The organism is Methylobacterium sp. Leaf465 (assembly GCF_001424705.1).
GTDB lineage: Bacteria > Pseudomonadota > Alphaproteobacteria > Rhizobiales > Beijerinckiaceae > Methylobacterium.
Window position 1 is genome coordinate 201,492 of record NZ_LMRA01000044.1, and the last position, 18,852, is coordinate 220,343.

Below are 18,852 nucleotides of genomic sequence, written 5' to 3' on the forward strand. Positions count from 1 at the left end.
CCGGCCCTGGCGCGCGCGGGCGTTCCCTGTGCTATGTCCGCCGACGGAGCGGGGCCCGACCCGGGTGACGAGGCGGAACAGAGACGGTGCGTGACATCCTGACCGCGCTGGCGGGCGCCGTCATCCTGCTCCTCGTCGCGGCGCTCGCCGTCCCGCCCTTCGTGGCCTGGGAGGGCTATCGCGGGACGATCGACCGGACGATCGCGCGCTCCCTCGGGGTCGCGGCTCAGACCGAGGGCCGTATCGGTGTCCGGCTCCTGCCCTCGCCGCGCCTCAAGCTCGATCGCCTGCGGCTGGGGTCCGGGGCCGGCGTCGCGCAGAAGCCAGCCCTCGACCAGCCCCAGCTCGACCTGCAGTGGATCAAGGCCGAGATCGCCCTGGCGCCCCTGCTGAAGGGCGAGATCCTGTTCACCGAGACGCGGGTCGGCCGGGCGGAGGTCAAGCTCCCCGTCACCGATGGCGAGGCGATGCTCCTGCCCACGCGCGGGCTGTCGGCGGCCCTGCGGCGCGACCTCGCCATCGAGGACCTGTCGATCCGGCAGTTCGTGCTGACGACCCAGGTGCTCGCGACGGGCCGGACCGAGCAGTTCTACGCCGAGGCCCTTCAGGTCTCCGCGCCCGCCCTCGTCGGCCCCTGGCGGGCCGAAGGCACGAGCCGGGGCGTCCCCTTCCGGGTCTCGACCGGTGAGCTCGGGCCCGACGGCGTCAACGTGAAGATCGCGGGCGGCGGCGACACGCAGCCCCGCTTCGAGGCCGATGCCCGCATCGGCCTCGCACCCGCCGGCACGGCGACGGGCGGACGGCGCCTGACCTCGGCGGTGGCCGAAGGCAGCGCCCGGATCGTCGTCGGGCCGCCGGTCCAGGCGGCGGGCGCCTATCTGCCCTTCTCCCTTGCCGGCAAATTCAAGGGGCGCGGCCTGACGGCCCGATTCACCGACGTCGCCCTGGAGATCGATCCCGGCGGCCAGGCCCTGCGCCTGGGCGGCTCGGGTCAGCTCGACCTGAAGCAGTGGCGCGGCGCCCTGGCGCTCTCCGCCCGTCGCCTCGACCTCGACGCCTTCCTGACCTCGGCGGCCGGACAGGCGCTGATCGCCCGCGGCCTGCCGAACACCGGCGGCCGCAACGGCCTCGGACTGCCGATCATGGTGGACCTGGACCTCGCGGCGGAGAGCCTGGCCCTCGGCCTCGACGAGTGGACGGGGCTGGCCGCCAGCGGCACCCTCGACCGCACCGGCGGCGTGGTGCTGCGCCGCCTCGATGTCACCGCGCCGGGCGCCACGGCCCTGGGCGCCAGCGGTGAGATCGACACCGAGACCGGCCTGCGCTTCACCGGGCGCCTGTCCCTCGACACGCCGGCCTCCGACGGGTTCGGCCGCTACCTGCGGCGCCTCGGGCTCGAAGGCCCGGCCGCGGCGGTGATGGACGGTCGTCCGGTGCAGGTGAATACCGACCTCTCGGTGGCCGCCGGCACGGTGTCCCTGCGCAACCTGCGCCTCGGGCTCGGCGAGGCCCGCATCACCGGCAATGCCCGCTACACGGCGGCCGAGGGACCGGCGCGCGGCCGCTTCGATGCACAGCTCGCCGCGCATGGCATCGACATCGCCGCCCTGCCGGTGCTGAGCGGCACCCTCGCGGACCTGCGGGGCCACGATGTCGGGATCACGCTCCAGGCCCGGGACGTGCGCTACGGGCCCGCCGGCGCTCATTCGGGCAACGGCACCATCGCGGCGAGCATCCAGTCGGACGGCCCGAGCCTCGTGGTCGACAGCCTCGCCATCACCGACCTGGCCGGCGCCAATGCCAAGCTCTCGGGCCGGATCAGCCCGGACGGCACGGGCCGGATCGCCGGGCAGGTCTCGGCGGCGGTGGCCGCCCCCCTGTTCGCGCTCCTCGACCGGGTCTGGGTGGCGGAGGCCCGCCGGGTCCCGGCCTTCCTGCGAAACGGGGCCCTCGACCTCGCGGTCAACCTCGAGCGGGATGCGGGCGCGGCCGACACCCTGCGGGTCGGCGCCAAGGGCGACGCAGCGGGCGGCACCCTCGACCTCGACCTCCTGAGCCGGGCGGGCCGCATCGACACCCTCGACCTCACCATCGCGACGGCGAACGCGGCCCCCTGGTTCGGGCGCACCGATGTCCCGGCCCTGCGCCGGCCCGGATACCTGCGCATCGCCGGCGTACCCGCCCCGTCCGACGGCACCGCGTCTCCCGGGGGGCTCGCCCTGCGCCTGAGCGGGACGGTCGCCGACATCACCGTCGCGACGGTGCAGCCGATCCTCCTCGACGCCGCCGAGCCCCTGCCGCGAGCCGGCGCGCTTCAGTTCGCCCTGCCCGATCTCGCGCCGCTCCTCACCCTGGCGGGCAGCGCCGTGCCGATCCCCGGGCCGCTGCCGGCCGATCTCGGTCTGCGCCTGTCGCGGGCCGGCCCGGACCTGCGCCTGGGCGTCGTCGGCCGGATCGCCGGCCAGCCCGTCTCGGCCGACCTCACCCGCACGGCCGAGGGCGCGATCGGCGGCAGCGCGTCCCTGACCCGCCTCGCCCTGCCGCTGCTGGCCAGTGCCACGATCCTGCCGACCGAGGCCCCGCGCGGACCCGGCCAGAGCCCCGCGAGCACGCGGTTCGCGCCGGTTCCGGCCGGCCGGCCGGCGGTCTCCCTCGGCCTCCGGGTCGACAGCCTCGACCTCGGGCGCGGGCTCACGGCGACCGGCGCGACCCTCGGCGTCACCCTGGACGGCGAGACCCTGACCCTGCGTGACCTCGACGCGACCCTCGCCGGTGGACGCATCGCGGGACGCGCGACCTCGACACGTCAGGGCGGCGCCGCCGCGCTCTCCGGCGAGGGCCAGATCACCGATGCGGCGATCCCCGGCTTGGTCGGCCCGGGGCCGGTGGACGGTCGGGTCTCCGCCCAGCTCCGCTTCGGCAGTTCGGGCGAGAGCCTGACCGGATTGATGAACAACCTCGGCGGCAGCGGCACCCTCACGCTCACCGGCCTCAGCCTGCCGGGGGCCGATCCGGCCGGTCTCGATCGGGCGCTGACACGGGCGCTCGCGGAGGACGATCCCCTGCGGGAAGGCCGCCTGCAGGCCCTCGCGGCCGAGGAGCTCGGCGCGGGCCCGCTCACCGTGAAGGGGCCGGTCTCGAGCCCGGCGAGCCTCGTCGGCGGTACCTTGCGGGCCGGCCCGCTGACCTTGCCCCTCGGATCCGCGCGCTGGAGCGGGACTCTCGGCGTCGACCTGCGGGACGCGCGCATCGATGCGCGCGGGTCTCTCCTCGCCGGCCAGGCGCCCAAGGGCTGGAGCGGGGCGAACCCCTCGATCCAGCTCGGCTTCAGCGGTCCGATCCGAAACCCTGAGCGCAGCATCGACGCCGGACCGGTGACCAACGGGCTCGCCGCCCTGGTGCTCCAGCGCGAACTCGAGAAAATCGAGCTGTTCGAAGCCGACCAGAGCGAGCGCCAGCGCCGCCGCGCCCGCATCGAGATGGACAGGGCCCGCGCCCTCGCCATCAAGGCCGCGGCGGACAAGCTGGCGGCCGAGAAAGCGGCCTCCGAGGACGCCGCCCGCCAGGCGCGTCTGCGGGCACAGCAAGCGGCCCAGCAGGAGGCCGAAAGGGCCGCCGAAGAGGCGGCGCGCCGCCAGCGCAGCGAGCCGGAGCCGCCCCGGGACCGGGACCGGGACCGGGACCGGGACCGGGACCGGGACCGGGAGGGTACGCCCCCGGGCCCCTAGCGGAAGGGGTGGGCGGTACCGTTCTACATGAAGATCAGTTCGTTGATCTGACCGGCCAAGTCGGCATCGTAGGACCAGTTCGACTTCCCCACCAGATCGCTGGTGCGGAGCACATCGCGGGGAACGCCCCCTGGACCCTCGGCCATCAGGGTGTCGTTCTTGAACAGGCGCATGTAGCCCCCGTCGTCCACACTGGCCTGCCATCGGGCCGTTTCGCCTTCCACGATCGCATCGTAGGCGGTGATCCGGTAGGTTTCCGACCCCGCGATGATCTCGAAGGCCATGTCGTCACTCGTCCAGGCTTGACCGAGCCAGACGTTGTCCTCCCAGGCCCCGTTGCCGGTGTCGAAGATGCGCTGGTAACTGCCACCGGCCAGATCGTCGAAGCGGGCTTCGGCGAACACCTTGAAGGCGCCCTCGATCTCTGGGATCCCTTTGTACGCGGTGACCTCCAGGTCGCTGACCTTGCCCGCCAGCGGGGCATCGATGGACCAGGGGGATTTGCCGACGAACTCATTGGTCCGTTCGATGTCCTTCGGCACGACGCCCTGCCCCTCGGCCAGGATCGTACCGTCCTTGAACAGGCGCATCCAGCCCGCCTCGTTGACGCTGGTCGTCCAGGACGCCTCCTGTCCCTCCACGATCGCATTCCTGGCAATCAGGGTTCCCTCCCTGCTCCCGTTCTGGATCGTGAACTGCATGTCATTCGACGTCCCGATCTGGCCGAGGAAGACGTTGTCGCCACTCGTTCCGTTGCCCAGGTCGTAGACCCGCTGCCAGGGACCCGCATCGAGATCGTCGAACCGGACCTTGGCGGTGGCCGAGAAGGCGCCGTGAAGATCGGCGACTCCGTCCGCCTTGAAGCTCAGGTCGTAGACGGTGCCCATGAGGTCCGTGTCGTATGACCAGTTGGACTTGCCCACGAGGTCGCTCGTACGGACGATGTCGCGGGGGACCTCACCCTGCCCCTGCGCCAGGAGGACCCCGTCCTTGGACAGGCTCATGCGCCCGTTGGGGTCCACGGCAGCCGTCCAGCGCGCCTCGACCCCCTGCACGATCGCATCCTTGGCCACGATGCGATGCACGCCGGAGCCGGCATAGATCTCGAAGCCCATGTCGCGGCTGCTGCCGACCTGGCCGAGCCAGATGTTATCGCTCCACGCTCCGTTTCCGGTGTCGAAGACGCGCTGATGGCTGCCGCCGGCGAGGTTATCGAAGCGCACCAGGGCGCTCGCCACGAAGCCGCCGTCGATCTCCGGGATGTCGGCCACGAAGGCTTCGTCGGAGGTGTCCGTCAACAGCATCTCGAACCGGCTCTTGGAGTCGGTCCCGATGGGGCCGAAGCGTGCCCGGAGGTGAGCCAACAAACCCTTCACATCAAGTTCGACGTCGCCGATGCGCAGGGATTCGATCCCCGTGAGGATGTCGACCTCGCCGCTGGCGATGTTCTTGATCCTGAGGGCGCCGCCCCTGCTGGTGGCATCGTAGATGACGGCAAAGTCGGCGGGGTTACCGGAATACGTCGCCCGGTCGCGGCCCTCGCCGCCATCGAGGGTGTCGTACCCCCACCCCCCATCCAGGATATCGTCGCCCGCACCACCGATCAGCATATCGTTGCCGCCGCTGCCGAACAGGCTGTCGTCGCCGGTCCCCCCGTCGATCCGATCGTCGCCCCACCCGCCATCGACCCAGTCGTCCCCACCAAAGGCAAAGAATTCCTCGTTCGGGTAGTCGAGCCCGATCCGGTCAGCCCGCTCGGTGGCGATCGGCATGCCCATATCCTGGAAGATCGCGAGATCGAGATCCGTGATCGCCGCACGGCTGCCCATAGAAGACCAGGGATCCATCAGATCCTCTCGACCGGCGACATGGGAGCGGGAGTCGTCGAGCGGGATCGAGCGGCCGTTCGAAGCCTGAACGTTGGGCCCAGAGAACTCGTTGTTCCCGTTGGACCATGTGGCCGGAAGGTCGACGAATCCCAGGGCATGCCCGAATTCATGCTGGAACAGCGAATAGGCATCGATTTTATCCCACGGAACAGAGGCCGCACCTGTCGGATCGTAAAACAAGCTGTCGAGCCGGTGCTCGCCCAAGGTCACCTTCCCGTCCGGAGCGCCTCCATTTCCGTCCCAACCCAAGCGCGCCTTGTGAATGGCTGCCGAGAAGCGTCCGTCCCAGGTTCCGTTCGGACCCCCGTTCGCGAGATAATTCCCACCTCCGACGTTGCCGATTGCGACGGTGAGGTCGATCGTGCCGTTGCCCTGGATATACTTGCCCCAACCATCGGCGGCAGCTTGCGCAGTGGCTAGGATGAGGTCCGCTCGCCCGCCGGCTTGGCTCCGGGACCAATCGTCGGCCCATGTCACTGAAATTCTCGTCATGCACACCCCCTCGGGACACAACCAAAAGTTGCCTCACGGGAGAATACCGACCAGGGATGCGGCGGATCTTACAAGGATCAATAAAGTTGCGCGGTTCGAAGCAATTCGGGGCGGGATTTCGTCCCGCCCCTCGATCTGGCTCGACCCTTCGCCCGCGTACGCCTCTCAGGCCCTGCCGACGGCCAGCAGGGCGAAGGCCTGGATCAGGCCGACCTCCTCCAGGCGATCGAAGCGCCCGGCGGCGCCCCCATGCCCCGCCTCCATGTTGATGCGCAGGAGGATCGGGCCACCGCCCGTCATGGTCGCCCGCAGGCGCGCGACCCACTTCGCCGGCTCCCAGTAGGTCACGCGCGGGTCGGTCAGGCCACCGAGCGCCAGGATCGCCGGATAGGCCTTGGCCGCCACGTTGTCATAGGGCGAGTAGGCCAGGATCGTCTCGAAGGCCGCGAGGCTCTCGCGCGGGTTTCCCCATTCCGGCCATTCGGGCGGCGTCAGCGGCAGTTCACCATCGAGCATGGTGTTCAGCACGTCGACGAAGGGCACGTCGGCCACGATGCCGGCAAACAGCTCCGGCGCGAGGTTGGCGACCGCCCCCATCAGCATGCCGCCGGCCGAGCCGCCATGGGCCACGATGCGGCCCTGGGCGGTATAATCGGCTTCGATCAGAGCGCGGGCACAGGCAACGAAATCCGAGAAGGTGTTGGGCTTCTTCTCGCGCTTGCCATCGAGGTACCAGCGCCAGCCCTTCTCGGTCCCGCCACGCACGTGGGCGATGGCGTAGACGAAGCCGCGGTCGACCAGCGACAGCAGGTTGGTGCGGAAGGCGGCCGGCATCAGCGTCCCGTAGGAGCCGTAGCCGTAGAGCAGCAGCGGGGCGGTACCGTCGAGCGGGCAATCGCGCCGGTGTAGCAGCGAGATCGGCACGGTCTCGCCGTCCGCCGCCGTGGCGAACAGGCGCCGGGTGATGTAGTCCGCCGGGTTGTGGCCGCTGGGCACGGTCTGACGCTTGCGCAACTGCCGGGCCCGGGTGACGCAGTCGTAATCGTAGGTCTCCGCCGGCGTCGTCATCGACGAGTAGGTGAAGCGGATCACCGCCGTCTCGAACTCGTGCCCCGGCTGCAGGCCGAGGGAATAGGCCTCCTCGGCGAAGGCCACCACGTGCTCGTTGCCCTTGGTGTCGCGCACGACGATCCGCGGGCGTGCATTCTCGATCTCGAGGCGCACGAGATGATCGGCGATCACGTGCTGGTGACGAATCATCACGCCGGGACGGTGGGCGATGACGTCGGTCCAGTTCTCGCGACCGGGAGCCTCCACCCGGGCGGTGACGATCTTGAAGTCCTCGGCTCCGTCGGCATTCGTGAGGATGAAGAGGTGGTTGGCCCAGTTCTCGACCGAGTAGATCAGCAGCGGCTCGCGCGGCTGCACCACGGTGAGCGTACCCTCCCCCGTCCGACGGTCGAGGAGATGAACCTCGGACGTTTCGTGGTCGCTGGCCGTCACCACCACGTAGTCGCCCGATTGCGTCTCCTCGATATGGACGAAGAAGCCGGAATCGGCCTCCTCGTAGACGAGGGTATCGGCGTCCTGCGCGGTGCCGAGACGATGGCGCATCACTCGCGCGGGCCGGTGGTTGTCGTCGACGGCGACGTAGAAGAAGGCTCGGGAATCGGCGGTCCAGACCACCTCCCCGGTGGTCGCCTCGACGCGATCCGTCAGCTCGGAGCCCGTCTCCAAATCACGCACCCGGATGCTGTGCAGTTCCGAGCCCTTGGTGTCGGCGCTCCAGGCGAGCAACCGGTGGTCATCGGAATGGACCGCTGCGGCGATCTCGAAGAAGGTCAGCCCTTCACCTTCGCGATCACCATCGATGAGGATGACCTCCCCCTCTTCCGGCCCCCCGCCGGCCGCCGTCTCAGCGCCCTGCCCGGGGATCACCACGACGGTACGCGGCCGCCGACACACCAGCGGATACTGTCCGCCCTCGCGATGGCGGGTGTAGTAGGCATAGGGGCCGTCAGGCTCGGGCACGCTGCTGTCGTCCTCCCGGATCCGAGCACGCATCTCGGCGACGAGGGTTTTGCGCAGCGCAGTGGTGTTCGCGAGCGCGGCGTCCGAATAGGCGTTCTCACCTGCCAGATGCTCCCGGATATCGGCGGGCAGGGCCGCCGGATCCTTAAGGACATCCCGCCAGTTTTCAGCCTTCAGCCAAGCATAGTCGTCGCGGATCACATGGCCGTGGACTTCGTAGGTGTGCGGGCGCACTTCCGCGACCGGAGCGGTGGCTGAAACCGAAAGGCTTGTTGATTGGGAGGCCATCGCAAAAAATCCTGGCGCAGGGTCGAGACACGGAGACGCGTCGCTCCATATTGCCGTGCCATGTGGCGCGAGCGTGAGCTGCAAGCAAGCGCGTGGGGAGTGCGGGACATGGAACGAGGGATGCGGCCGCTGCTGCGGCAATCTGTCCGACGGTCTCTCGGGGGCTCATGCTCGGACGCCTGGATGAAGATCCCGAGAATTCGGCAAGGTTGAAATATTGTTCGCAACAGTTGCTTGACGTTATCGAACTGCGCACGCCCGTCTTGCGATGTCATTGCGAATAGCATATCAAGAAATCGTAGCGGGCGAAGTTGCTGCGCATTCTATAGCGCATGCAGGACAGACGGTGACGCCGCGGGTTCGATCCGCGGAACGAGCGAGCATCGGCGCGAAGGCGGTCGAGTTGCTTGCGTACCCTATTCACTGCATCGCGTCAGGAGAGCTCTTCCGATTATGACCGACATCGAACACTCCGCGGATTATGTCGAACTGACCGTCGACATCGTTTCGGCTTATGTGAGCAACAACCCGGTGCCTCCCGGCGAACTGGCTCAGTTGATCACGCGCATTCATGGGGCACTGACCCAGATTGCCAGCGGCCAGATCGAGGCCAGGACGCCTGCCGCGCCGCTTCAGCCCGCAATCTCCGTGAAGAAGTCGGTGACGGCCGATCACATCATCTGTCTCGAAGACGGACGGACCTTCAAGTCGTTGAAGCGCCACCTGCGCGCCAAGTACGACATGAGCCCCGAGCAATACCGCGCCAAGTGGGGCCTGCCGCCCGACTACCCGATGGTTGCTCCGAACTACGCCAAGGCGCGTTCGGACCTCGCGAAGGCGATCGGTCTCGGACAGACCCGCAGCGGGAACTACGACGAAGCGGCTTGAGGCTACGACCACTCCGGAGCACCCGTGGTCTCCGGAGCCCGTCTCCATTGGCAAAAAGGCCTCGATCGCGTCGCGACCGGCCCCAACCACCCCGAACCGGGACGGGCTGACGAGCGGTCGGCAAAATGGCCGTCAAGACTTGAACTAGGATATTTTTCCCGTACTGTCGGCGTTCTGGCGCGTGCCGCCGCTGTCCTGAGTATTGGAACAAACCATGAACATTGATCGGACTGCCCCGTCGATCGGTGCCGTGCGTCCGGCCCGGGAGTATGGCGCCCACCCTCTGCACGCCCGTTGCGGGAACGAGGTGTTGAGCCCCAATGCCCGGCGTCTTCTCAACGCCCTCGCGCAGGAAGGCGCTTACGCGCTGCCCGATCCCACCAAGACCGAGGAATGGATCGTCCGGGAGGGCGGCACCGGCATCTCCGTCGGCGGCGGTCGCTTCGGGCGAAGCGCGGGCGCCGAATTGCTGGCCCGGGATCTCGCGGAATGCGGCTCGGGACGCCGGGCCCGCCTGACGATCAGCCCGGCCGGACGGGCGCGGTTGCGCCGGGAAGCGGCCGGCCCGCAGACACCCTATCTCGCCCAGCATCTCGACCTCGTGAGCAGCCTCGTCGCGCCGGACCGGCCGGTCCGCGATGCTTCCGAGAGCCCCCTGGCCTGGATGGCGCGGCGGCGGGATCGCGACGGCACGCCTCTCATCGACGCAGCCTGCTTCGAGGCGGGGGAACGCCTGCGCCGGGACCTGACCGGAGCCGCGCTGATGCCGCGGATGGGTCAGGATTGGAGCGGCGTAAAGGTCGATGGATCAGGTCCGCGGGATCCGGCCGCCGGCTCCGACGCGATGCTGGCCGCACGCCAGCGGGTCCGGGCGGCCCTCGATGCCGTCGGCAGCGACCTGTCCGGCCTGCTGATCGACCTGTGCGGCTTCCTCAAGGGCCTGGAGCGGATCGAGGCGGAGCGACGCTGGCCGGCCCGCTCGGCGAAGGTGGTGGCGCGGATCGCCCTGGCGCGCCTGGCCGAACATTATGGGCTGGAGCGCGCGGCGGTCGGGCCGGACCGTGCCCGGTCGCGCCTGTGGCGGGAAGCCTCGGTGCAAGCGGCGCGGCGGGGCTGATCGGTTCTTGGCGGGGGCCGTTCAGGCGGCTGTCAGGCGGATCGCATCCCGGTGGATGCGCTCCGCCATGGCCCGGACGCCGTTGGAACGCTTCGAGGTCAGATGGGCCCCGAGCCCGATCTCCTTGAAGGTTTGGAAGACGTCGACCTTGGCGATGTCCTCCGGCGCCTTGCCGTCGTGAAGGGCCATGACGAGGGCGATCAACCCCTTGGTGATCACCGAATCGCTGGTCCCCCGCAGGTGCAGGCGGGGCGGGGTCTCGGCGCGATCGATATGGGCGTCGACCCAGACTTGGCTCTCGCAGCCATGGACCCGGTTCTCCTCGGTCAGCAACTCCTCCGGGAACGGCGGCAGGGCACGCCCGAGTTCGATCAGATACTCGTAGCGGTCCGGGCCCTCATCGAGGATGCCGAAATTGTCGATGATCGTCGCAATATCTGGAAGCATGGGTGGGGGAACGGCTCCTGTGCGGCGGCACCCCTGCGCATATAGTTCATGCCGGCGCCAATGCGATCCTCAGGACGGCTGCGCCAGGACCTCGGGGAGTTGCAGCGCCAGGGGTTCGGCGGCCGTACCGATGCCCCGAACGGCGATCTCGGCCTGCGAAGCATAGGCGGCGATCAGGCGAGGGCCGAGATTCGGCACCTCGAGCTTGCCGGGGGCGGCGCCCTCTCCCGCTCCGGAGACGATGCTGAGGCGCACGGGACCGCCCGCCGCCGCGTCGATCTGGATCGCGATGGTGCAGGCGACCGTCTCGGCGGTGGTGTCGAGGCATTCCGACACAACCTCGGCGACGATCATCCCGAGGGCATTGGCGGTGCGCGGCTCGACGAGGCTGGTGCCATGGCCGCCGACGGTGACGCCGATGCGCCCCGCCCGGCGCAACTGGCCAAGGCCGGAGGCGAGCCGGTGCAGGTAGTCGCGCAGGTCGATGGAGGCGATGTGGGGTGCCTCGTGAAGGTGCTGCTGCACGAGGGCGATGGCGCGGACCCGTTGACCGAGCGCCTCGAAGCTGCCTCGGCAGGGGGCCGGCGCGGCACGGCCGTAGAGACCGATCAGGCTGACCATCACCTGGAGGTTGTTGCGCACCCGATGGTAGACCTCGGCGAGGAGCGCCTCCTTCTCCACCAGCGCGCGCTCGGAATGCTCCTCGGCATGCTTGCGGTCGGTGATGTCGAAGCAGGTGCCGAGAAATCCGACGAAATCGCCGTTCTCGCGCAAGGGCTTGGCGGTATCGAGCAGCCACCGGTAGGCGCCGTCGTGCCGGCGCAGGCGGAACTCGGACGTGAATGGTTCCTGCGCAGCGAACGCCTTGGCTACGATGGCGGCGTGGCGCTCGAGGTCGTCGGGATGAAGGCCGCGACGCCAGCCGTGGCCGAGTTCCTCCTCGACCGAGCGGCCCGTGAAGGCGAGCCAGGATTCGTTGTGATGGACGGCGGCCCCCTGGGGATCGGCACGCCACATCATCAGGGGCACGAAATCGGCGAAACGCCGGAACTCGCCGCACCCCATAACACTCACCGATGCCGCCTCGGTCGACGGTGTGTCCGCGGCCATGATGTCTCGATCCACCCGTTCCAAACACCGGCCCCGTCCGAGCCAGCGCCGGTCAACGTGCCGGGCATGGGCCCGTTCCGATCCTACGTTGTGATGGGGGGCCGCCATCCGCTGCCGGCATGGATGCCGCGGGACGGCGGCGCCGTCAGAGCATGCTGGGCAGGATCCGGTCGGGCGGCCGATGCCCGTCCATGAAGGTCTTGATGTTGATGATGACCTTCTCGCCCATGTCGACGCGGCTCTCGTGGGTGGCCGAGCCCATGTGGGGCAGGAGCACGACCTTGCCGGCGCGGGCGAGCTTGACGAGGCGGGGGCTCACCGCCGGCTCCTGCTCGAACACGTCGAGGCCGGCGCCGGAGATGTCGCCGGCCTCGATCAGGCGGGCGAGGGCGGTCTCGTCGATGACCTCGCCGCGGGCGGTATTCACCACCACGGCCTCGGGCTTGAGGAGCTTGAGGCGGCGGGCCGAGAGCAGGTGGTAGGTGGCCGGCGTGTGCGGACAGTTCACCGACACGATGTCGACGCGGGCCAGCATCTGGTCGAGGGATTCCCAGTAGGTCGCGTCGAGGTCGCGCTCGATCTGCGCGGGAACGCGCCTGCGGTTGTGATAGTGGATCTGCAGGCCGAAGGCCTTGGCCCGACGGGCCAGGGCCTGGCCGATCCGGCCCATTCCGACGATGCCGAGGCGCTTGCCGGTGATTCGGCGGCCGAGCATCCAGGTCGGCGACCAGCCGGTGGTCCAGGCGTCGTCCGGGATGATCCGGGCGCCCTCGGTGACCCGGCGGGCCACGGCGAGGATCAGCGCCATGGTCATGTCGGCGGTGTCCTCGGTGAGGACGCCGGGGGTGTTGGTGACGGTGATGCCGCGCTCCAGGGCCGCGGCGACGTCGATGTGGTCGACGCCGTTGCCGAAGTTGGCGATCAGCCGCAGGTTCGGGCCGGCCTGGGCGAGGAGTCCCGAATCGATCTCGTCGGTCACCGTCGGGACCAGGACGTCGGCCTCGCGCACGGCCGCCATCAGGGCGTCGGGCGCCATCGGGGCATCGTCGGTGTTGAGTCGGATCTCGAAGAGCTCGCGCATGCGCGCCTCCACGACCTCGGGCAGACGCCGCGTGACGACCACGAGCGGCTTGCGCTTCAACGACGACATGCACCCTCCCCGCGAACGGTGTCGGCCAGCCCCGATCCGACCCGGCCGGTCTCCGGCGCGATCTCCGATGCGGGGGCGACACCGCCGGCTTACCGCGCGTTAACCACGCACCGGTCAAGACATTCGAGACGACCGGGCCGACGGCCGGAAGGCCACGACCCCAGGGTCCCCTCGACCCTAGGGCCTCTCTACCAGAGAGGCCGCGGAACACAATGCACGCCGGGGCCGGCCGCCACCCTTCGGCTCGCACCGGACAGCGTGAAGGATCACCGGACGATGCGCGCGCCTGCCCTGCTCCTCACCCTCGCGACCCTGCTGTCGGCCGGCGCCGCCGCGGCCGCCCCGGCGTCGGGGGCCGGCCCCGACGTCGCCCTCGGGCCGGTGACGAAGCTGCCCCTGCCGCGCTACGCCAGTCTGAAGACCGACCGGGTCAACCTGCGCGAGGGCCCCTCGAAGGACCACCGCACCCTCTGGGTGTTCCAGCGGGCCGGCCTGCCCGTCGAGATCGTGGCCGAGTTCGAGACCTGGCGCCGCATCCGCGATTCGGAGGGCACCGAGGGCTGGGTGCTACACTCGCTGCTCTCGGGCCGGCGCACCTCCATCGTCACCGCCGGCAAGGGGGGCGACAAGGCCCCGGTGCCGCTCTACGCCAAGGCCGAGGAGGCCTCCGGCGAGGAAGCCCGCCTCCAGGCCGGCGTCATCGGCAGCGTCAAGACCTGCACCGGCGCCTGGTGCCGGATCATCGTGGCGCTGCCCCAGCGGCGCGGCGACGTGGACGGCTACATCCGCCAGGACCGGCTCTGGGGCGTTTATCCCAACGAGAAGGTCGAGTAGGCCGCCCCCGTCGGCGACGGGCGCCCCTCACGATTGGCGCATGAAGGTGTCGGGCGTCCCCGTGCCGTCGGTGACGAAGCGGATGTCGCGCGGCTCGCGCCGGGGCGTGTCGACGGAGAGGAACACCATCGGCTGCTCGAGGATCTCGGGGACCGCGTGCACCACCCCGCGCTTGAAGAACACCAGCTTGCCGGGGCCGACCTCCACCGGCGCCTCGTCGCCGAATGTCATCAGGCAGCGCCCGGACAGCACGTAGAGGTACTCGTCGCAGGAGGCGTGGCTGTGCGGCGGCGTCGGGTGGTAGACCCGGAACACCCGGGCGCTGGCCGCCGGATCGTCGGTGAAGCGGTGATCCGCCACCATGGTGTCGGAGGTCTCGGGCAGGCGCGCGGCCTGCTCCGCCACGTCGAAGACGCCGTGCGCCGTCAGGCTGTCCGTACTCATCGCATGCGTATCCTTGATTTTGCCGGTTGTCTCGCAGCCCCGGCAGAGTAGCGGGAAACGCTGCCGCCGGGGAGCCGGTCCAGGGCGGCCCCCTCGGGCCCGGAAACCGCGCGCGGCGCGGCTCAGCCCGCCCACCGGATCGTGTTGCGGCCGGCCTCCTTGGCCTCGTACAAGGCGCGATCGGCCCGCCGCGCCAGGTCCTCGTAGCTCTCGCCCGACCGGGCGGCGGCGATTCCCATGCTGAGGCTGAGGGACGCCACCGGCTGGCCGCCCAAGGCCAGCGGTGCGTTCTCCACGGCCGCCCGGACGCGCTCGCCGACGCCCCTGGCGAGGTCGAGATCGCTGTGGGGCAGGAGGATCATGAACTCGTCGCCGCCGAGCCGGCCGACCCGGTCCCCGGCGCGGACATGCGACGACACCAGGGCGGCGAAGTGCCGGAGCGCCTGGTCGCCGGCCTGGTGGCCCCAGCGGTCGTTGATCTGCTTGAAATGATCGAAATCCACGGCGATCAGGCTCAGGGAACCCGGCGCCTCCGCGCGCAGCCAGCGCCGGGCCTCGGCCTCGAAGCCCCGGCGATTGAGGGTCCCGGTCAGGGCGTCGGTGATCGCCGAGGCGGTCATCTCCTGGCCGTGCGCGGCCAGGGCCGCGGTGAGGCGGGCCCGGGCGGTCACCTCGGCGGCGACCGGCAGGCAGGTCACGAGCGTCACGGCCAGGAAGGCCTGGAAAGCCTGGGCCTGCGTCGCCGCGTCGGCGGCGATTAGGATCATCGGCCCGCGCCCCTGCATCGTGGCGATCCCCCCGATGACCGCGACCAGCATCACGGCAGCCTCCACGCCGAGGCGTCCGACCCGGAACGTGACGAGCATCAGCGGAGGAAAGATCGCGAAGAGCAGGGGCCGCGTCGCCAGGAAGAAGACGCCGTAGGCGACGAGGCCCACCAGGACCAGCAGCGCGGCCGAAAGGCCTCGTTCGCGCCAGGTCTTCCGGGCGAAGCCGTCCACGAAGTCGCCCCGGACGACCGTGGAGAGGAAGGGTGTGAAGACCAGGAGGCCGAGGCCGTCGCTGGCGACCCAGGTGGCGAAAGCCTTGGGCAAGGGTTCGCCGTACAGGGCGAAGGCCGTCAGGCTGCCGGGAACGGCGCTCACCGCGGGCGCCACCAGGCCCGCCACCAGGATGAAGCGCAGGACGGCGCCCGTCGTGTGCAGGATGCCCTCCCGCTCGCCCGATCGCCGCAGGAGGGAGACGGCCAAGCCGACCTCGATGAGATTGGCGAGGCCGTAGAGGATCGCTCCTGCAGAGGCCCCCCGGGTGATCAGGTTGGCGGCGACGCCGGCCACGAAGCCCGCGCTCAGCACCGCGCCCCAGCGCGGCCGCTCCTGCGCGAGCAGGAGGGCCACGAGGATCGCGTTGGCCGGCCAGATGGTGGCGATGTCGCGTCCGTTGCTCGTCAGATGGATCGTCAAAGCGGCGGCTGCGAAGTACGAGATCGCCGCGAGGAACCAGATCCCCACGATCGGATGCCCAATCAGTCTGACTAAGTCTCTGATGATCATGCCTAAATCTAAGGCTTGTCAGATTAATTATCAGTTAAATCCGATAAAACTCGACTAAAGGCTGAATTCATGACTGTAGTTCCATCGTGGATCTGCGTATCAACCCGGATCATCCCGGAGCGTCGCGGTTTGCCGGCGAGGCCGGCGGTCGCGGCTCTGCGGGCCGCCACGGCCGATCACCCGGCCTTTTAGACCCTGCGCAAGCCGCCCCGATCGCGTGCGCGAATCCGGATCGGCGCGTCCACCGCCCGGTGCAGGGTCGGCCTGCGCCGGTGCTTCATGCACGCCCCCTCTCCGGGAGATGGGCTTGTCCGGGCACGACGCAGGCGGGCGCGCATGATGTCCTGTTCCCTCCGATGCGTCGTCGCGCATCGCTGTCCACTCGGAAGACTTCCGATCATCTTGTTGGGCGAGCAGGATGATTCGTCTTAACAAAGGACTGATGACGAAATTGTGATTTCGTCTTGGATGATGCCATTCAGGTCTTTTCGGGGGCTCTCGAAACGTCGGCGTCCCACCAATGCCCTCCTTTCGATCATGTCCGTTTGCCGGCACGGATCGCTCGCCGGACGCCGCGGTGACGTCCGCGCGTCTCGATGTCCGGGCGGCGACGAAGCTCAGGATCGAACCAATCCGGCCGCTTCAACGCCTGATCCCGGGGGAACATCCGGTCGTTGCCGGCCGAGGCCGGAATGGAGCGCGGGCCGTCCCGCCGCGCGATGCCCGGGACCGGGGAGCGCCGGGCGGTTCCATCGACCCGGGATCGGGTCGTAATCGGGCGTCTGCCCTCTTCGCGACCGGCAGAATCCCACCATCGCGCGACGATGAATAAAGTCCATGAATAGGATTTTATGTTTGACAGCGCGACGCTCCTGGGGTATCAACAGGGCACGCTCAGGAAGTGTGAGTGGCACGGGAGACGGCGATGGCGAAGCTCGTGCCGATCGTCGCCTCGATCCGGGGGGCCGTCGAGGCGGCCATGAGGGACACCACGCGCCCCGTCACCGCCATCGCGGCCGAGACCGGGGTGCGGGTCACCACCATCCGGACCTGGAACAAGCGCTTCGGCTGGCGCCCCGCGGCGGCGACGGCCTCCACGGCCTTCACCCCCGCGCGCTGGAAGCCGGCGCGGCGGGCGGCGGTGGCCCGGCTCTACCGGGAGGACTGGATCGACATCGGCGACCTCGCCCAGGCCCTGGGCGTCGCCCGGCACCGGGCCGAGGCCCTGTTCGCCCAGTGCGGCCTGGAGGGGCGCCGGCCCGGCGAGGTCGGGCGCGCCCTGGGGCTGGACGCCGATCCCCGCCGGATGCGGGCAGCGCTCCGGGCGCAGATCGCCCGGCAGATCCTGCATTTCGACGCGGCCCTGAACGGGGCGGCGGGCGCTCCGGCCTTCGACAGCGCCCGGGTCCTGCGGGATCTCGGCGGCCTGAAGCGCCTTCTCGACGAGACGACCGACGACGGGGCGGGGGGAAGCGATGGGGCAGGCTCCGGCGACCACGACGCGACCGCCCGCGACGGGGCGGGCGACGACCTGCCCGCCCTGCGCGCGGAGATCGCGCGGCGCGCTGCGGCACTCGGCGGCGAGCGGGCGGATGCCGGCCCTGCTGGCGAGCCTGCCGCCGCCCCTGATCCGGGCCCTGGCGACTGACTGGCTGCTGGCGGCGCGGGACGACCAGCTTCCGCCCTGCCCGGCCCTGCCGGACTGGACCACCTGGGCGGTGATCGGCGGGCGCGGGGCGGGCAAGACCCGCACCGGGGCCGAGTGGGTCCGCGCCCTGGCCCTGGGCGACCCGGCCTTCACCGCCCGGCCGGTGGGGCGGATCGCCCTCGTGGGCGAGACCTTCGCGGACGTGCGCGACGTCATGGTGGAGGGGCCCTCCGGCCTCCTCGGCCTGGCCGGGCAACGGCCGCGCTGGTCGCCCTCCCGCCGGCGCCTAGACTGGGACAACGGCGCGGTCGGCCTCGCCTTCTCGGCCGAGGAGCCGGATTCCCTGCGCGGGCCCCAGTTCGGCGCGGCCTGGTCGGACGAGATCGCCAAGTGGCGCTACGCCGAAGCCGCCTGGGACATGATCCAGTTCGGCCTGCGCCTGGGGCACCGCCCGCGGGGCCTCGTCACCACCACGCCCCGGCCGATCCCGCTGCTGCGGCGGATCCTCGCCGACCCGCGCACCGTGGTCAGCCGGGCGCGCACCGCCGACAACGCGGCGAACCTCGCCCCGGCCTTCCTCGAGGCGGTGGTGGGCCGCTACGCCGGCACCCGGCTGGGGCGCCAGGAGCTCGACGGCGAGCTGATCGCGGACCGGGCCGACGCCCTCTGGAGCCGCGACCGCCTGGAGGCGGCCCGCGTCCCGGCGGCGCCGGAGGCCCTGCGCCGCATCGTCGTGGCGGTGGACCCGCCGGCCTCCTCGAAGGCCGGGGCGGATGCCTGCGGGATCGTCGCCGCCGGCCTCGACGCCGCCGGCCACGCCTACGTGCTGGCCGACGCCACCTTGGGCCGGGCCGCCCCCGAGGCCTGGGCCGCGACGGCGCTGGCGCTCTACCACCGTCTCGCGGCCGACAGCCTCGTGGTCGAGGTCAACCAGGGGGGCGAGATGGCCACCGCCGTCCTGCACCAGGTCGACGCCGCCGTGCCGGTGACCCCCGTGCGGGCGACGCGCGGCAAGTACCTGCGGGCCGAGCCGGTCTCGATGCTCTACGCACAGGGCCGCGTCCACCATGTCGGCGCCCTGCCGGCGCTGGAGGACGAGCTCTGCGACTTCGGGCCGGACGGCCTGTCCTCCGGCGCCTCGCCGGACCGCCTCGACTCCCTGGTCTGGGCCCTGACGCATCTCCTCCTGCGCAGCGGCCCCGAGCCGCGCATCCGGCGGCTCTGACGCCCCGT

Annotated in this window: 13 protein-coding genes; 6 read left to right on the forward strand and 7 right to left on the reverse strand. The window is 70.3% G+C overall.

What is annotated here, in order from left to right; genetic code table 11:
- Positions 1-86 precede the first annotated feature (86 nt).
- Positions 87-3,728: an AsmA family protein gene (locus ASG51_RS18260; RefSeq protein ID WP_082514102.1), complete on the forward strand. Its 3,642-nt coding sequence runs from the start codon at positions 87-89 to the stop codon at positions 3,726-3,728.
- 23 nt (positions 3,729-3,751) lie between these two features.
- On the opposite strand, the gene ASG51_RS18265 is transcribed toward ASG51_RS18260, so the two are convergent.
- The gene (locus ASG51_RS18265) at positions 3,752-6,109 is read right to left on the reverse strand and encodes a calcium-binding protein (RefSeq protein WP_056277444.1); all 2,358 of its coding nucleotides are present in this window, start codon (positions 6,107-6,109) and stop codon (positions 3,752-3,754) included.
- 165 nt (positions 6,110-6,274) lie between these two features.
- A complete protein-coding gene (locus tag ASG51_RS18270; protein WP_056382301.1) occupies positions 6,275-8,428 on the reverse strand; it encodes a S9 family peptidase in 2,154 nt (717 codons plus the stop codon).
- A 453-nt stretch (positions 8,429-8,881) separates the two neighbouring features.
- Between ASG51_RS18270 and ASG51_RS18275 the strand changes: the two genes are divergently transcribed.
- Entirely contained in the window at positions 8,882-9,316 is a 435-nt protein-coding gene (locus ASG51_RS18275; RefSeq protein WP_056382303.1) for a MucR family transcriptional regulator, read from the forward strand.
- 310 nt (positions 9,317-9,626) lie between these two features.
- Complete coding sequence (locus ASG51_RS18280; RefSeq protein WP_244480190.1) at positions 9,627-10,433, forward strand: DUF6456 domain-containing protein; 807 nt, start codon at positions 9,627-9,629, stop codon at positions 10,431-10,433.
- A 21-nt stretch (positions 10,434-10,454) separates the two neighbouring features.
- Here the strand turns inward: ASG51_RS18280 and ASG51_RS18285 are convergent, their stop codons facing one another.
- The 3 genes from ASG51_RS18285 to ASG51_RS18295 form a co-directional block, all read right to left on the reverse strand.
- Positions 10,455-10,880, reverse strand: a complete 426-nt coding sequence (locus tag ASG51_RS18285) for a SufE family protein (RefSeq protein WP_056211975.1) — start codon at positions 10,878-10,880, stop codon at positions 10,455-10,457.
- Positions 10,881-10,949: 69 nt separating this feature from the next.
- Positions 10,950-11,990: a PAS domain S-box protein gene (locus ASG51_RS18290; RefSeq protein WP_056211972.1), complete on the reverse strand. Its 1,041-nt coding sequence runs from the start codon at positions 11,988-11,990 to the stop codon at positions 10,950-10,952.
- A gap of 145 nt (positions 11,991-12,135) precedes the next feature.
- Complete coding sequence (locus ASG51_RS18295) at positions 12,136-13,140, reverse strand: D-glycerate dehydrogenase (protein WP_056211971.1); 1,005 nt, start codon at positions 13,138-13,140, stop codon at positions 12,136-12,138.
- Between the two features lie 276 nt (positions 13,141-13,416).
- On the opposite strand from ASG51_RS18295, the gene ASG51_RS18300 reads away from it, so the two are divergent.
- Positions 13,417-13,974, forward strand: coding sequence for an SH3 domain-containing protein (locus tag ASG51_RS18300; RefSeq protein ID WP_056211969.1), 558 nt, complete (start codon positions 13,417-13,419; stop codon positions 13,972-13,974).
- Positions 13,975-14,001: 27 nt separating this feature from the next.
- Here ASG51_RS18300 and ASG51_RS18305 read toward each other — a convergent pair whose 3' ends face one another.
- A complete protein-coding gene (locus tag ASG51_RS18305; RefSeq protein ID WP_056211967.1) occupies positions 14,002-14,418 on the reverse strand; it encodes a cupin domain-containing protein in 417 nt (138 codons plus the stop codon).
- Between the two features lie 122 nt (positions 14,419-14,540).
- Positions 14,541-15,929, reverse strand: a complete 1,389-nt coding sequence (locus tag ASG51_RS18310) for a GGDEF domain-containing protein (protein WP_200927250.1) — start codon at positions 15,927-15,929, stop codon at positions 14,541-14,543.
- A gap of 967 nt (positions 15,930-16,896) precedes the next feature.
- Here ASG51_RS18310 and ASG51_RS18315 point away from each other — a divergent pair.
- Both ASG51_RS18315 and ASG51_RS18320 read left to right on the forward strand, forming a co-directional pair.
- Positions 16,897-17,619, forward strand: coding sequence for a hypothetical protein (locus tag ASG51_RS18315; protein WP_056211963.1), 723 nt, complete (start codon positions 16,897-16,899; stop codon positions 17,617-17,619).
- A complete protein-coding gene (locus tag ASG51_RS18320; RefSeq protein ID WP_056382305.1) occupies positions 17,564-18,844 on the forward strand; it encodes a terminase family protein in 1,281 nt (426 codons plus the stop codon). Before ASG51_RS18315 ends, ASG51_RS18320 begins: the two co-directional genes overlap by 56 nt.
- Positions 18,845-18,852 lie beyond the last annotated feature (8 nt).